14 protein-coding genes and 3 pseudogenes are annotated in these 13,245 nt (G+C 58.6%); 9 read left to right on the top strand and 8 right to left on the bottom strand.

Annotation, left to right across the window (positions count from 1 at the left end):
- Nucleotides 1-110: pseudogene (locus ACWNRM_RS07370) on the top strand (IS630 family transposase); the annotation flags it as partial.
- Between the two features lie 23 nt (nt 111-133).
- On the opposite strand, the pseudogene ACWNRM_RS07365 reads toward ACWNRM_RS07370, so the two are convergent.
- Nucleotides 134-232, bottom strand: a pseudogene (locus ACWNRM_RS07365) (DUF6538 domain-containing protein); the annotation flags it as partial.
- Nucleotides 233-715: 483 nt separating this feature from the next.
- Between ACWNRM_RS07365 and ACWNRM_RS07360 the strand changes: the two are divergent.
- Nucleotides 716-844, top strand: a pseudogene (locus ACWNRM_RS07360) (DUF4172 domain-containing protein); the annotation flags it as partial.
- A 177-nt stretch (nt 845-1,021) separates the two neighbouring features.
- Complete coding sequence (locus ACWNRM_RS07355) at nt 1,022-1,852, top strand: IS5 family transposase (protein WP_485170056.1); 831 nt, start codon at nt 1,022-1,024, stop codon at nt 1,850-1,852.
- 201 nt (nt 1,853-2,053) lie between these two features.
- On the opposite strand, the gene ACWNRM_RS07350 is transcribed toward ACWNRM_RS07355, so the two are convergent.
- From ACWNRM_RS07350 to ACWNRM_RS07320, 7 genes are all read right to left on the bottom strand, one after another.
- Nucleotides 2,054-2,257, bottom strand: coding sequence for a hypothetical protein (locus ACWNRM_RS07350; RefSeq protein WP_485172185.1), 204 nt, complete (start codon nt 2,255-2,257; stop codon nt 2,054-2,056).
- Nucleotides 2,258-2,426: 169 nt separating this feature from the next.
- Nucleotides 2,427-3,824 carry a dihydropyrimidinase gene (gene hydA / locus ACWNRM_RS07345; protein WP_485170058.1) on the bottom strand — a complete coding sequence of 466 codons (1,398 nt, stop codon included), beginning with the start codon at nt 3,822-3,824 and terminating at the stop codon, nt 2,427-2,429.
- Nucleotides 3,825-3,851: 27 nt separating this feature from the next.
- Nucleotides 3,852-4,505, bottom strand: a complete 654-nt coding sequence (locus tag ACWNRM_RS07340; RefSeq protein ID WP_025840412.1) for a GntR family transcriptional regulator — start codon at nt 4,503-4,505, stop codon at nt 3,852-3,854.
- A complete protein-coding gene (locus tag ACWNRM_RS07335; protein WP_485170059.1) occupies nt 4,502-5,449 on the bottom strand; it encodes a dihydrodipicolinate synthase family protein in 948 nt (315 codons plus the stop codon). The genes ACWNRM_RS07340 and ACWNRM_RS07335 overlap by 4 nt, the downstream gene beginning before the upstream one ends.
- Nucleotides 5,450-5,459: 10 nt before the next feature.
- On the bottom strand, nt 5,460-6,632 hold the full coding sequence (locus tag ACWNRM_RS07330) for an NAD(P)/FAD-dependent oxidoreductase (RefSeq protein ID WP_485170060.1): 1,173 nt from the start codon (nt 6,630-6,632) through the stop codon (nt 5,460-5,462).
- Nucleotides 6,629-8,053 (bottom strand): FAD-dependent oxidoreductase, encoded by a 1,425-nt coding sequence (locus ACWNRM_RS07325; RefSeq protein ID WP_485170061.1) that lies wholly within the window; start codon nt 8,051-8,053, stop codon nt 6,629-6,631. Before ACWNRM_RS07325 ends, ACWNRM_RS07330 begins: the two co-directional genes overlap by 4 nt.
- A complete protein-coding gene (locus ACWNRM_RS07320) occupies nt 8,040-8,303 on the bottom strand; it encodes a 2Fe-2S iron-sulfur cluster-binding protein (RefSeq protein WP_485170062.1) in 264 nt (87 codons plus the stop codon). The genes ACWNRM_RS07325 and ACWNRM_RS07320 overlap by 14 nt, the downstream gene beginning before the upstream one ends.
- Before the next feature lie 136 nt (nt 8,304-8,439).
- Between ACWNRM_RS07320 and ACWNRM_RS07315 the strand changes: the two genes are divergently transcribed.
- From ACWNRM_RS07315 to ACWNRM_RS07290, 6 genes are all read left to right on the top strand, one after another.
- The gene (locus tag ACWNRM_RS07315) at nt 8,440-9,315 is read left to right on the top strand and encodes a transporter substrate-binding domain-containing protein (protein WP_485170063.1); all 876 of its coding nucleotides are present in this window, start codon (nt 8,440-8,442) and stop codon (nt 9,313-9,315) included.
- A complete protein-coding gene (locus ACWNRM_RS07310; protein ID WP_485170064.1) occupies nt 9,312-9,971 on the top strand; it encodes an amino acid ABC transporter permease in 660 nt (219 codons plus the stop codon). Before ACWNRM_RS07315 ends, ACWNRM_RS07310 begins: the two co-directional genes overlap by 4 nt.
- The gene (locus tag ACWNRM_RS07305) at nt 9,971-10,621 is read left to right on the top strand and encodes an amino acid ABC transporter permease (RefSeq protein ID WP_464095670.1); all 651 of its coding nucleotides are present in this window, start codon (nt 9,971-9,973) and stop codon (nt 10,619-10,621) included. The genes ACWNRM_RS07310 and ACWNRM_RS07305 overlap by 1 nt, the downstream gene beginning before the upstream one ends.
- Nucleotides 10,608-11,351, top strand: coding sequence for an amino acid ABC transporter ATP-binding protein (locus ACWNRM_RS07300; RefSeq protein WP_485170065.1), 744 nt, complete (start codon nt 10,608-10,610; stop codon nt 11,349-11,351). The genes ACWNRM_RS07305 and ACWNRM_RS07300 overlap by 14 nt, the downstream gene beginning before the upstream one ends.
- A gap of 46 nt (nt 11,352-11,397) precedes the next feature.
- Entirely contained in the window at nt 11,398-12,288 is an 891-nt protein-coding gene (locus tag ACWNRM_RS07295) for a dihydrodipicolinate synthase family protein (RefSeq protein WP_485170066.1), read from the top strand.
- A 124-nt stretch (nt 12,289-12,412) separates the two neighbouring features.
- Nucleotides 12,413-13,243 carry a transporter substrate-binding domain-containing protein gene (locus tag ACWNRM_RS07290; RefSeq protein ID WP_485172184.1) on the top strand — a complete coding sequence of 277 codons (831 nt, stop codon included), beginning with the start codon at nt 12,413-12,415 and terminating at the stop codon, nt 13,241-13,243.
- Nucleotides 13,244-13,245: the final 2 nt, after the last annotated feature.

Here is a 13,245-nt window from a genome sequence, read left to right as displayed (position 1 = left end):
CCGAACGCACCCGCGACGGGCTTTGGAACAGGATCGGCAAACTCATCGATCAGGTCGCGCCCGCAGAATGCGCCAACTTCTTCACCGCCGCTGGATACAAGCCAGATTGAGAGGAAAACGCTCTAGCCGAAGTATCAAGCGAAAGGGAGATCTCGGACCGCCTCAGGAGAGGCTGGATATCCTTCGGCACGGCCCTGCGAAAATGGTAGCGGGACCCGATCAGACGCAGCATCAAACTTTTCCATTCTGGGAAGAAATCCGGGAAAGCCCCGGTTTGACGCGTTGAGAGCCAAAAAACCTATCAATTTCAATGAGATAGTGGTGCGAACTATGGGACTCGAACCTCAATACTTCGGGTCGATCGCATCACTATTTCCAATGATTTGAGGTATTTCGCCCTCTGCGCGCTTCTTCCTGTTTCTTTCTGTCCGCATTCTTGGACAAACAATCCGGGAAGGCAAGAACTGATTTCGAAGGTGCTTGTGACTTGTGATTGGCTTGTCATGATCGGATGGAGCGTTAGTGGAGTTCGACCGGTGATCGCGGGGAGAATGAGCGATTGATAGCGCTTCTATCGATCATGTAAGACGTATATAGTGATCGATAGGAATTGGGGATATCGATCATGCGTTGGAACTGGCAGCTGCAGGACTGGACATGTTTCCAATCCGACAGGGCTCGTTTGTAAGACGCTAAAAAGCGACGCTCAAAGGGATCGGGCATCGTCGTTAGGTCTATGCAACATCTGGACGCTAACGCCACTCAGCAGCTTATCGTGCAACTGCTGTCGCAAGAAATGATCGAGAATTCGGCTATCAAAGGCGATCTGCTCATAAGGAAGTAGGTGCCGTTTGCAGCTGATCAGGGGGTGTTCTCATCGCTCGCACCCACCACGCCACAATTGATGCGACGTCGCCGGTGGAAATGCTGAGACGTTCTCTCTGAGTGTCTGACCGAGAATGAGTTGAGTGATTTCAGCGGGTTATGATTCATGGGTTTGCGACAACCTGATGAGATCACGATGGCCTGGACTGAAATCACCCGCGCGCAGTATCGCCGGGACGACCTGGAATATGCAAGCGACCTACGTAATGCAGAATGGAAGCTGATCGAACCCTTGATGCCCGAGAGGAGGCGTCTGGGACGGCGGCGCAAAGTTGACCTGCGCCGTGTCGTGGAAGCGATCCTCTACATCGTCACGACTGGTTGCCAGTGGCGGCAGCTGCCGCGGCACTTCCCGCCCTTCACGACCGTGCAGGGTTATTTCTATCGCTGGATCCGCGAAGGCCGATGGGAAGCCATGAACCATATCCTCGTGATCCTGTCGCGCGAGCAGGACGGGCGCGAGGCTACGCCGAGTGCCGGGATCATCGACAGCCAATCGGTCAAAACCGCAGAAAACGGCGGCCCGCGCGGTTATGACGCGGGTAAAAAGATCAGGGGACGCAAGCGGCATATCGCCACCGACACGGTGGGGCACATCGTGGCGGCCGTCGTGCATCCGGCCGACATCCAGGACCGCGACGGCGCGCCGCTGGTGGCGAGCCGGATCCGGTCCCTGTTTCCCTGGCTACGCCATCTGATTGGCGATGGCGGCTATGGCGGCCAGAAGCTTCGGAGCGCCCTGGCGCAGCTCGGGAAATGGACCATCGAGATCGTCAAGCGCTCCGATCGGGCCAAAGGCTTCGTCGTCCTGCCGAAGCGCTGGATCGTCGAGCGCAGCTTCGCCTGGCTCGGACGCTGCCGCCGCCTCACACGAGACGTCGAGGCGACGATCGCATCATCCGAGGCTTGGCTCATGATCGCTCACATCCGCAGGGTTCTGCGGAAAATCAATCAGGTCGCATTCTGATTCAGGCACTGAGATCGAAAGTCGGGAGGGAGGCAAAATCATCGATGATTATATATAATGACCCTATGCACGGCGCTTGATGAAATTGCACAGGTTCGGCGCACGGCCCAGATGGGCAAGAACCGTCGCAAGGAAAATCTCATAGAAAATCCCACAGAAGGAAAGTGCCGTGAGACGAGTGGAGACGACATGAGGTCGTTCTCATCGTGTGGTGACATAAGGGTCGATATAAGTTTCCTGCTCTTCTGCCAGCCAAGCGAGACGAGACCGCTTGCCAGGCTTGGTGGCGCATCCTTCGTCCGGGCTGACAATCTCGACCATGACATGAATGCGCGACTGGAGATTGAGACCAAGACGTCTCAATTCGCATTCGAGCAGGCTGAGCGAGATGTCGAATTTGACCACGTCCGGTTCATTGGGGGCGGAAACGGGGACGGAAACTGGGCTTGCCTGGGCTTCTGAATGCGTTGCCCGGACAGCATTCAAGTAGGCAGAGCAACGGACATAGGTGTGGGCGCCCCCAACACCGCCTTTTGCGGGACGAGGTACTTCCTTTTGCTCGTGCTTGTCTTTGTCAGGCATGCGATCGGCCAGCACGAGCCAGATACTGGCCGTCTCCTCGCGAGGAACGGAGCGCACCGTCTTTCATAGTAAGACGTCCGCGGAGATAGGTTGCGACCGGCCACCCCGTCACCTCTCTGCCGTCATAGGGTGTGTAGTCGATGGCACTTTCGAATAGGTCAGGCGAGATCGTTTTGCGAAGTTCGGGATCCCACAAAACCAGATCCGCGTCTGATCCCGGCGCGATCGTTCCCTTGCGAGGATATAATCCGTAGCGTTTCGCGGGGTTGGTGGCGGTAACGCGGACGAAATCTGTTAGATCGATCCTGTTTCCGGTTATGGCCGCATCGAACAGAACAGGCAGGCGCGTCCCCAGCCCCGGCATGCCGTTCGGTATCTTCGAAAAATCGGCATCCCGCCCGTAGCGCGCCTTGCCTGACGAGCCTTCAAAAGTGTAGCCGCAGTGATCGGAAGAGACGACCGAGATCGTGCCGTCAAGCACGGCCTGCCACATACCCTCGCGCTCCGCGACGCTCCGCAAGGGAGGGCTGCATATGAATTTCGCCCCCTCGAAGCCTTCGCGCTTGAGTTCATCTTCGGTCAAGGTCAAATAATGCGTGCATGTCTCTGCAGTTACCTGCACGCCGCGATCGCGTGCACGGGCAATCTCCGCCGCCACCTCCGGGCTCGAGACATGGAATATCTGTATAGGCTGGCCGGTAACTTCGCTTAGGGCGATGGCTCGGGATGTGGCCTCGCGTTCGACACTCACTGGCCGTGATGTTGCGTGGCTGTGCGCGTGGATCTTACCCTCAGCCAGATGCCGGGACACCAGAAACCGTATCGCGTCATAATTTTCGCAGTGAAGGGAGACGATCATATCGTGCGGAAGTGCGGCAGAGAGCACCTGCAGAACCTGATCATCTGCGAGATGAAACGCGTCATAAGTCATGAACACCTTCAGACCTGCCGCCCCCAGTGCCACGACTTCAGGTATGCCTGTCTCCAGTGTTTCCTTGTCTGTGCGCGTGACGATTTGATGGATGGCATAATCACAACGCGATGCCTGGCCTTTCTCGCGATAAGCAAGAAATTGTTCCTTGAGTTCTCCGCCAGGCAAATGGGCTGAAAAACATACAACTGTCGTTGTTCCACCGAGCAGCGCCGAGCCGGTGGCCGAGGCGAAACCGTCCTCATGAACGGTGCCGTCCGCCTCATCCTGTTCAATATGGCAATGCCCGTCCACGCCTCCCGGCATCACGATCAGGCCTGTCGCATCGACTTCTTCGTCGCCGCGAAGATGATGGGCCAGGGCGACGATTTTTTCCCCGTTTATACCGATATCGGCTCTAATTTGATCGGTAGCCGTAACAATCAGACCGTTCTTGATAACGAGGTCATAGCGGGTCATTGCAAGCTCCTGTAAGAGCGGGGGACCTTAGCCGCCGCGCAGAATTTCCATGCAATCTGCGGCGACATTGCGCAGATGCGTGACCATGGCCTGCCGGGCTGCATTCGCATCACCGTCCAGCAGGGCATCGAGGATGGCCAGGTGCTCGACAGTAGAGGCAGGCACGCGACCGAGCGGGTAGGAAACCTCGCAAAGCCGCGTAAGCGTACGCAGAGAGTCGATCGTGCGCACCATCACGCCATTTCCGGTGGTCTTGGGAAAGAGGAGGTGAAGGCGGTCATCGAGTTGCCATTGCGCAGCAGTTTGCTCGGGCGTTTCTCCCAACTCGACAACTTCTGCGCGCAGCGAGCCGAGCAAACCCCGATCAAGCCGATCAAAGGAAAGCGCAATCGCCTCGCTTTCGAGAATCTCACGAATATGGATGCCCTGAAAGAACTCTGCCGCAGAGACATTGCGTACGGCAAACGAGCGTGAGCCCTGCTTTACCAGAAGGTCCTCCGCAGCCAGGCGCATCAGCGCCTCGCGTACCGGTGTGCGGGAAATTTCCAAGTGATCTGCCAGTCTTCCCTCAACTACAGAAGTGCCGCCAGGCAGCTTCTTCTCGAGGATCATCTGTCTGATCTGGGTATAAGCCAGTTCTGCAAGATTTTGCTCGCGTTCAGCAACCCGGTACTCACTCATGCCTCTTCTTCCACTTTCATTGCGGCTTCCAGCGCGTGCCGAAGAGCCGACCACTCATTGGAAGAGAGGATAACAGAAGGTCGTCTGGTGCGGCAGGCGCTCCATTCTCCCAGAATGACGAGGCATGCCTTGAGCCGCAACGTGGCCCGGCTGGATGGCGCCTTGCCGTAGATCAGGTTGGCGAGAGGCTGGATCGCTTCATGGATCGCACGGGCTTTCGCCATGTCGCCACTTTCGACAGCGCTCCAGAGCCTGCACATCGAGCGCGGCAGTATGGCTGCAAGGCTGACGAGACTGCCTGTCGTGCCAATCGCAAAACAGGGGAGCAGATGCTCATCTCCTGAGGCCATGACCTGCACATGCGGTGCAACCCGCGCGGCCAGTCTCCTGTGGCGGTCATAGGCATTCGTTTCCCAACTGCCCTCCTTGACGGCAACGATACCCGGCAGGCCGAGAAGCGTTTCGAGCAGGGGAAGGCTATAGGCCATGCCTCCGCTGCCGATTGATGACTGATACAGCATGACCGGCACTGTCGACGCAGCGCATATGGCCTGATGATGCGCGATGATGGCCGCATCGTCCTGTGCCAGCGCCCATGAGAACGGAGGAAAGACCAGCAGGGCATCAGCCCCGGCATCAATCGCGTCCTGCACATGGAAACAGGCCTCTGTCGTCTCCTCGGCGAGGATCCCGCTCACGATCAGACGGTCGTTTCCAAGCGTCTCCCGTGCGACCTCTATGACCTGTTTTTTCTCTTCCCGGGTGAGAAGATGGTTTTCGCCAGCGTGCCCGTTGCAGAGAATGCCCCTGATCCCGTCATCTGCCGTACAGCGACGCAGATGGGCGCGTAGCAAGGAGAACGCGATAAGCCCCGTCTCGTCGAAAGGAACGAGGGTGGCGGCATAGATCCCCCTGAAGTGCGAGGCCGTTTCGAAAGACGTCATGACGATCCTGTCAGGAGAGAGTGGGGGGCAGGGAACTGGTTTTTGTCGCTGGCGGGAGAGCGAAACGACAGGGGTCAAATGCCCTCAGGTCCGGATCACCCCCCAGGATACGATCTGCAAGGAGGCGGGCCATATACGGGCCGCTGGTAAAACCGGAATGGACCGAGCCTATGACAAACCGCGTGTCGTCCGGCCCCAGGGAGCCGATCAATGGCATGGCGTCGGGTGTCTCGGCCTCCTGGCCAAGCCATACCCTGAGCACCATCGCATTTCTAAGCGCGGGAATGACATGCTGGGCCAGCCTCACATTGCCTCGCAGGTTTTCGGGTATGACGCGCGTTCCGCCTGCTTCAAGCGTGCCCTCTCCCTGCCAGCCGCCGCCAATAAGCACACTTCCATTGGTGAATTGCTTGAGCGAGAGGAGACCGTTGGCAATGCTGATGACGCTTCCCATCACTTCGCTCATGGGCTCGGTGACGACGAGCTGATTGAACAGACAGCGTATCGGGATGGCAAAACCCATCCAGTCGAGCATTTTCTCGAGCCAGGCTCCTCCGCTCGCCACGACGCGTGCGGCATGAACAGGATGGGCACGATCGCGAAGATGGATGGCATGATCGCCCCCGTTACCCGTTGCGATCTGCGCCACCTCGCCGTGCTCAAGCAGGGTGATACCCTCTCGCTCCAGAGCGCGTGCGTAGGCGGCTCCGACGCGATAGGACGGGATATGGCCGTCAAGGGCGCATGACGCAGCGGCGCGCAGTCCCGGGTTCAGCCCCGGCTCTATTTCGACGGCTTTTCCGGCAGAAATAATCTCGATCGGTGCGCCTGCTTCCGACCTGACACGCGCCCGCGCCCTGAGCAGCGCTTCTTCGGCTTCGGTGAAAGCCAGGGACAGTCCATGAGTGGAAACAGCGCCTACCGGCTCGCCAAGCCAGCGCGCCGCATCAAGCCACATCTCCCGTCCCCTGATGGCATGGGGTATCAGTTGAGCCCGGGTCATATGCAAGGTCAGGGTGCCTGCGTTGATCCCGGAAGCAGCGCGAAAGAGGGCCCCGCGTTCAATCAACGCCACCTTCATGCCAGCTTGGGCAAGGAACAATGCGGTTGTCGCGCCCATGACACCGGCGCCGATGATAGCCGCGTCATAGCGTTCATGCGCAGTCCCGATGGTCACGCTCATAGCGGCGCCGCCTTTGGAAGCGGGATATCGTCGTAATCGAATTCTCCCGAGATCGCGCTCAATGGAAGCGGAAAAAACGGGGCGCGTACGGTAAATATCCCGGTGTCCTGAGGGGATATGCTGCCAGTCTCAATCAGGATCTGACGCAGCCCGTCCTCGCAGGAACGCCCCTGACAGGGGCCCATGCCGCAGCGTGTCCACGCCTTGACCTGATTGACATCTCTTGCCCCTGCCGCGATGGCCTGGCGTGCAGCCGAGGCCATGACCTGTTCGCAGCGACACAGGATCGTCGCATCCGGTATGGCAAGAGCGCCGTCGTGACCTGACCGCATCAAACGGCGCATCGTGACGGAAATCGCGGCCAGTTTTCGCAGGCGTCGAAGCGCCGGCGCCGCCAATGAGTCGAATCCAGCCTTGGTTATACGCCCAGTATCGAGCGCGATAGCATGGGCGGTGACAAGTCCTCTGAGCCGTGAAGCCTCCGCGCCCTCTATCCCGGCTGCATCGCCTGTCACATAGAGGTTAGTGATATCGGTGCGCCCCGCAGTATCGGTGACCGGTTTGAGGTAATCTCCTGACGGATCGTATTCATGCCGAGCTCCGGCTGCTCTCGAGAGGAGCGTTGTGGGCTTCAGGCCATCGCCATAGGCCAGTATACTGGCATTCACGGTCGAGGAGGATTTCCTGCGATCCTTGGGGCAGATTGTCACGAGAACCCCATCTTCCAGATTCTGGATATCCGAGATGCGGGCATTATAATGGATAGGGATGCGGGCAGCGGTGATCTGCGCCATCCATCGTGTGGCCTCCAGCAGACGCCCGGCGTCGCGATACAATTTCGTACCGAGTTCGATCCATTCCCCCAGCCCTGCAGATGAGACAATGGCCGCGACTTTGCCGCCAAGCGCAAGCACCTGATGGGCGACCGAAAAGAGCAGCGGCCCGGATCCAGCCAGGACGATACTTCGACCGGGGAGCGTCCCACCCCCTCTCAGGAGAATGCTTGCACCTGCAAGGCCGATAACCCGCGGTGTCGTCCAGCCCGGCGCAGGAAGGAAACGCTCAACAGCGCCATTTGCGATAACCAGTCGCTCGGCTCGGAGCTGAGCCATGCCATCAGGGCCAAGCAGATCGAGCTCAAATCGCCCCGTCAGCCCCCATATGCGCGTGGCACGACGATGGTCGACCCCGGAAGCAGCAAGATGCTTACGTATCCTGTCGCCCTTTTTCCGTTCCTGGTCCGCACGGATTTTTTCTCTCGCATAGGGTGATGGAGCCCTGAAAACCTGCCCGCCTGCATCGGGCTGATCATCTATGAGCGTGACGGCAAACCCATGGCGAGAGAGTGCCACCGCGCAGGTGGTCCCGGAGACCCCGGCGCCTGCAACGGTGATATCGGGTCTGTGCTCAGAGGCGGCCATAGGGAAGAACCTGCATGTCGGTTTCAACAAAGGTGCGGCAGGCCTGTGCAAGCTTGCCATCAACGATGACACGGCACTCCTGACAAACACCCATGAAGCAAAAAGCCCCGCACGTACCACGCTGGCCCTGACCCGGCATTCGGCTCTGTCCAAGGGCGAGATATCCGGCCCTGATCAGCGCAGCGGTCAGAGGCTCCCCTTTATAGGCCTCGAGCTTCTTGCCCTTGAAAGTGAGACGCACCAGGGTCACGATATTTCCTTATCAGAACGTTTTGATAGAGAATCTCAGAAACGGGTTTATTATCGTATACAAAGCGTATATTACGATTAGATGAGGGGCGGGGAATCCGCAAGAGCAAACTCGCATTGGGGCAGGAAATCATCTTATGAGCAGCCTCGAGGACAAGGCAGCGCAGAGCGTCAGGGGCGATGCCGGGTTGAATAGGTGTTGTGCCTTGTTCAGGCGTGGCGTCGCTGCGCGCGCGGCTGTTCTCTTCCTGAGTCTCCTCGGGTCTTGTGCTTTTAGTCCCAGGCTGGCGCAGGCCCGTGATCTCGACGCGATACGTGCGAGCGGGCATCTGAATATAGGGGTGGAGCCCGGATTACCCCCATTGGCTGGTTATGATGATCACAATCGCCTTGTGGGTTACGATCTCGATGTCGGCTCGTACCTCGCTCGCAAACTCGGGGTAGAGCCGCGCTTCGTCACGGTGACTTCAAGTGGGCGTATTCTCTATCTTCTGGCGGGTAAGGTGGATGTCGTGCTCGGCGGCCTGACACGGACCGCCGATCGTGAGGCCGTCATCGCGTTTTCCGCGCCTCTCTATCGGGAGTCATTCGCGGCCATCATGCCGGGTTTTTCTCCGGTGCAGCATTTTGCCGATCTCGCTACGGGCCGTTTTCGTCTGGTTGAGGTGCGTGGCTCCACCGCCGTTTCCTTTATGCGGGCACAGGCGCCAAGAGCGGCAATGCTCGTTCTTGATACATATGAGGATGCGATGCGCGCCCTCGCTCAGGGCCGGGGGGACGCACTGGTCGATGTCATTGATTATGTCGGGCATCTTGTTCCCCAAGATCCCCGCTCCCCCTGGCGCATAGAGAGGGAGTTTGCGCCGCCGGCCGGAGAGGACGGTATCGGGATGAATCCGCGAGACCGCCAACTCATCGCAGAGGTCAACAGGATCATTGAGGCGATGCGCAGGAGTCGCGCATTGCGGTCCATCGACAAGCGATGGTTCGGTGCGGATACGCATTCAGAATGAGCGGCCTCGATTTTCATCCTGTCATGCTGAAGCTGCCTTTCCTGCTTGGAGGTGTTGGTACAACAATGCTGCTCGCAGGCATTTCCTTTGCTCTGGGCCTGCTTCTGGCAGTGGTGCTGGTGATCATGCGCGTCGATGGGCGTGGTCCGGTGAAACGGCTGAGCGTTATTTACGGTACGGCCCTGACGAATACGCCGCAATTGTCGCAGATCTTTGCCCTGTTTTATTCATTGCCGTTATTCGGCATGACGGTATCGCCTTTCATTTCCGTGCTGACGGGCATGGCGCTCAATGCTGCGGCATACCTCGCAGAAATTCTGGCAACTGGTCTGCGAACCGTTCCGCATGCTTATCATGACGCCGCGCTCACGCTCGGGATGAACCGTTTCCAGATCTGGACCCGTGTTCTTCTTCCTCATGCCGGAAGGGCCATGTATCCGGCGCTTTCTAACCACTTCCAGATCATGATCCTCGGCTCCTCGATGGCCTCCATTTTTGGCGTGGAGGATCTGACAGGGCGTGCCTACGATATTGGCACCTCAAGCTTTCGTATCGTCGAAGTAATGAGCGTTACCGCAGGCCTTTATATCATCCTGTCCTTTGTCCTTGGGGGGCTTCTCGCGCTTTTACATCACCTTGTGGAGCGCAGGGTCTGATGGTTTTTTCGGTCTATGATATAGCCCTCTTCGAACACGCTGTTCTGCGTACGGCCATTCTCTCACTGGCAGGCGGTTTGCTTGGGGTGGCTGGGGGTATCGCCCTGACCGCCATGCGTTTGTCGACTGTGAGATGGCTCCCAGGCCTTGGGCTGGTCGGTGCAGCCTATGTGCAGATCATGCGTCGGATTCCCTTCATCGTGACGCTTTATGGCCTTTTCTTTCTCGCTGGTGCATTGGGTGCCGATATCGGGGCAATGGGAGTGGCAATAGGGGCCATTGGCCTGATCGCCTCGGCCTATCTCTCGGAAATCATCCTGGGCGGCATTCGTACTGTCGGCCCTGAGCAATTCGATTCCGCACTCGCTCTCGACCTTCCTGTCTGGGCGCGCTGGCGCCATGTGGTTCTGCCGCAAGCCATGAGGGCCATTCTCCCGCCGGCAATTGGCTATCTCGTGCTCTTTATCAAGGACACGGCGCTGGCATCCCAGATTGGTGTTGTGGAACTCAGCCAGGCAGGCGTGATCCTTTCAAGTCGCGGCTTGCCAGCGACACCCGTCTTTATCGTCGTCCTCTCACTATACTTCGCCTTGTCCTATCCGCTGACGCGGCTGAGTCGTGCTCTGGAGAAGCGTCTTGCCCTATCTTGATGTAAGCAATGTTTCTGTTCGACAGGGTCGCAAGGAGATCCTTGGCAATGTGGGCTTTCAGGCCGGCCGCGGGGAAATCGTCAGCCTGATTGGGCCATCGGGTTCGGGCAAGACAACCATGCTGCGCGCCTTGATCGGGCTGCAGGGCGCTCAGTCGGGCACGGTTACCGTGGACGGACGCTGGATCGACCTCTCGGCGCCCAACGCTGCCGCCTCTTTGAGACACAAGGCTGCAATCGTGTTTCAGAATTTCGGTCTGTTCGATCACATGTCGGTCCTGCGTAACCTAACCCTGGCACCGATGCTTGTGCATAAGCGGCCTGGCGACGAAGCCGAAAAAGAGGCACGAACGCTCCTGAAAAGGCTCGGAATCGAGGATAAGGCCAAGCTGTCCCCGCGCGAACTCTCAGGGGGGCAGAAGCAGCGCGTCGCGATTGCCCGTGCCCTGATGCAGCGCCCTGCCTTACTCCTGCTGGATGAGCCGACATCGGCTCTTGATCCGGCGCGTGTGCGCGAAGTCGGGCATCTGATGCAGGACCTGGCCGCTGAGGGCATGACAATCATTCAGGTGTCACATGCCATGCAGGCTGTGCGTAGCCTGTCCAGCCGCATCATTCTTCTGCAAGAGGGAAGGGTGATCCATGCCGCTGACAGCGCTGACGCCGCCACCCCCGATCATCCGATTGCGCGTTTCATGAATTCACAGGACGCCCAGGACAACATGGCCTGACCGCTTCGGAGGTCGGAGGACATCATTTTCAATCGAGGGTAAAATCATGAAATTTCGCGGCACTTATACGGTGATGATTACGCCTTTTGATCAAGAGGGGCAGGTGGATCTGTCTGTCCTGCGTCGTTTTACCGAATGGCAGATTGCGCAGGGTATCGCTGGTCTGATTCCGCTTGGTTCAACGGGTGAATTTCTGTCCCTCACCGACGAGGAGCGTCATCTCGTTGCCCGTACGGTTATCGAGCAGACAGATGGTCGCGTGCCCGTTCTGATCGGAACGGGTGCTGAAAACACGCATGATGTCATCCGATACAGCCGCGAGGCTGAAACGCTGGGCGCAGATGGCGTCATGATCATCCCGCCATTTTATTCCACCCCGACCGATGACGAAATCTTCGCGCATTATCGCCTTGTTTCCGAGGCTATCGGCTTGCCGATCATGCTCTACAACAACCCGGCGACAGCCAATGTCGATCTGCGTCCCGAACTGGTCGCGCGGCTTTCGACCCTCGCGAATTGCCGCATGATCAAGGAATCGACAATGGATGTCACGCGTATACGCGACATCCAGCGCCTGTGCGGCGATGGCATGGCCGTCTTCGGCGGGATTATGGGATATGAGAGTTTCCTCGAAGGGGCAGTGGGCTGGGTGGCCGTTGCCTCAAACGTCGCGCCGCACGCCATGAGCGAGATCTTCCGCCTTTGTGACGGATATCGCGACATCGCGCAGGCCAAAGCTCTCTATCATCGCTACCTTCCCCTGATCCAGCTTGTTGGCGGACAGGGGTATGTTGCGGGCAGCAAGGCGCTTCTGGGAATGATGGGTCTTGAAGTTGGTCTTCCCCGGGCGCCGCGTCTGCCCCTGCCGGAGGCGGCGCGTCTGAGGGCGGGCGAAATCGTGCGTGATCTCGATCTCAGGTTTGAGGACCCGATCTAAGATGCGAGGGAAGGGACTGACTTGCGCGGCCCTTACTCTTTGGACGGCCACAGCCGGGGCGCCTCCCGGTTTTTCGTCAGATAGCGTCGCGAGAGATCGGGGCTCGGCCAAGAGTAGCGAAGTCGTGCCCGATCACGCGACCGCTCCGGACTATCGGGTTGAAGCTGATCACCCGAGCGGTGAGAGATCCTGCCCGACGCTTGACGGCCTCGTCAGGCCAGGTGAGTTGGCCCTAGCAACAAACCCCACATTGCCGCCACTCCAGTATGTGACGCCCTCCGGGGCTCTCGTCGGATTGCGTGTTGAGCTCGGGAACGTCTTAGCGCGTCAGCTATGCTTGCGGTCGGTCTATTACCGGGCCTCCTTCGCCCAGCTCACGCTCGGGCTACTCGAAAAGCGCTGGGATGTCATCGACACCGGAATGTTTTTCACTCCGTATCGCGCAACGCTCATGACGATGGTGCCCTACGAGCTACAGGCGATCAGTGTGTCGATGCAGGTCGATGATACGCGCAAGATACGAGATATCGAGGCACTCTCAGGGCGCTCCGTGGGGGTCGAGATGGGAGGCATGGAAGAAGCTCATGCCCGCGCCACCGATGAATCTCTGCGGAAATCGGGGCGGGCAGGGCTCGATATCAAGACGTTCCAGAACGTTGGCATTGCTTTTGCTGCGCTACGGGCCGGACAGGTTGCTGCCGTCCTGTCGATAGACGCGGTTGCGCAGCGCAACGCAGATCAGGGCGGCGTGAAGCCTGTATTGCGCGGGTTGTTTCCGACGCCTGTCGCTCTAGCCTTTCGCGATCCCGGACTGGCACGTCTCGCGGCAACCGTGCTCGAACATATGCGCATGAATGGTGAGTTGCTTCGTCTGATGGCGCCCTACGGCGTCGCGCCGTTCAATCATGTGATCATGGCGATCGGCCCCGATATGTCCGCCAGTAAAAGCCGGTAAGG

It is taken from the genome of Asaia sp. A2, assembly GCF_057319415.1.
The sequence above is the reverse complement of the archived record's forward strand: the minus strand, read 5'-3'. Positions and strand labels throughout refer to the sequence as shown.

Coding starts and splice junctions, on each gene's coding strand:
- ACWNRM_RS07340 (WP_025840412.1), bottom strand. CDS start 4,505: ATGAGTGAGTACCGGGTTGCTGAACGCGAGCAAAATCTTGCAGAACTG.
- ACWNRM_RS07305 (WP_464095670.1), top strand. CDS start 9,971: ATGGTTTTTTCGGTCTATGATATAGCCCTCTTCGAACACGCTGTTCTG.
- ACWNRM_RS07295 (WP_485170066.1), top strand. CDS start 11,398: ATGAAATTTCGCGGCACTTATACGGTGATGATTACGCCTTTTGATCAA.
- ACWNRM_RS07335 (WP_485170059.1), bottom strand. CDS start 5,449: ATGACGTCTTTCGAAACGGCCTCGCACTTCAGGGGGATCTATGCCGCC.
- ACWNRM_RS07330 (WP_485170060.1), bottom strand. CDS start 6,632: ATGAGCGTGACCATCGGGACTGCGCATGAACGCTATGACGCGGCTATC.
- hydA (WP_485170058.1), bottom strand. CDS start 3,824: ATGACCCGCTATGACCTCGTTATCAAGAACGGTCTGATTGTTACGGCT.
- ACWNRM_RS07310 (WP_485170064.1), top strand. CDS start 9,312: ATGAGCGGCCTCGATTTTCATCCTGTCATGCTGAAGCTGCCTTTCCTG.
- ACWNRM_RS07355 (WP_485170056.1), top strand. CDS start 1,022: ATGGCCTGGACTGAAATCACCCGCGCGCAGTATCGCCGGGACGACCTG.
- ACWNRM_RS07315 (WP_485170063.1), top strand. CDS start 8,440: ATGAGCAGCCTCGAGGACAAGGCAGCGCAGAGCGTCAGGGGCGATGCC.
- ACWNRM_RS07325 (WP_485170061.1), bottom strand. CDS start 8,053: ATGGCCGCCTCTGAGCACAGACCCGATATCACCGTTGCAGGCGCCGGG.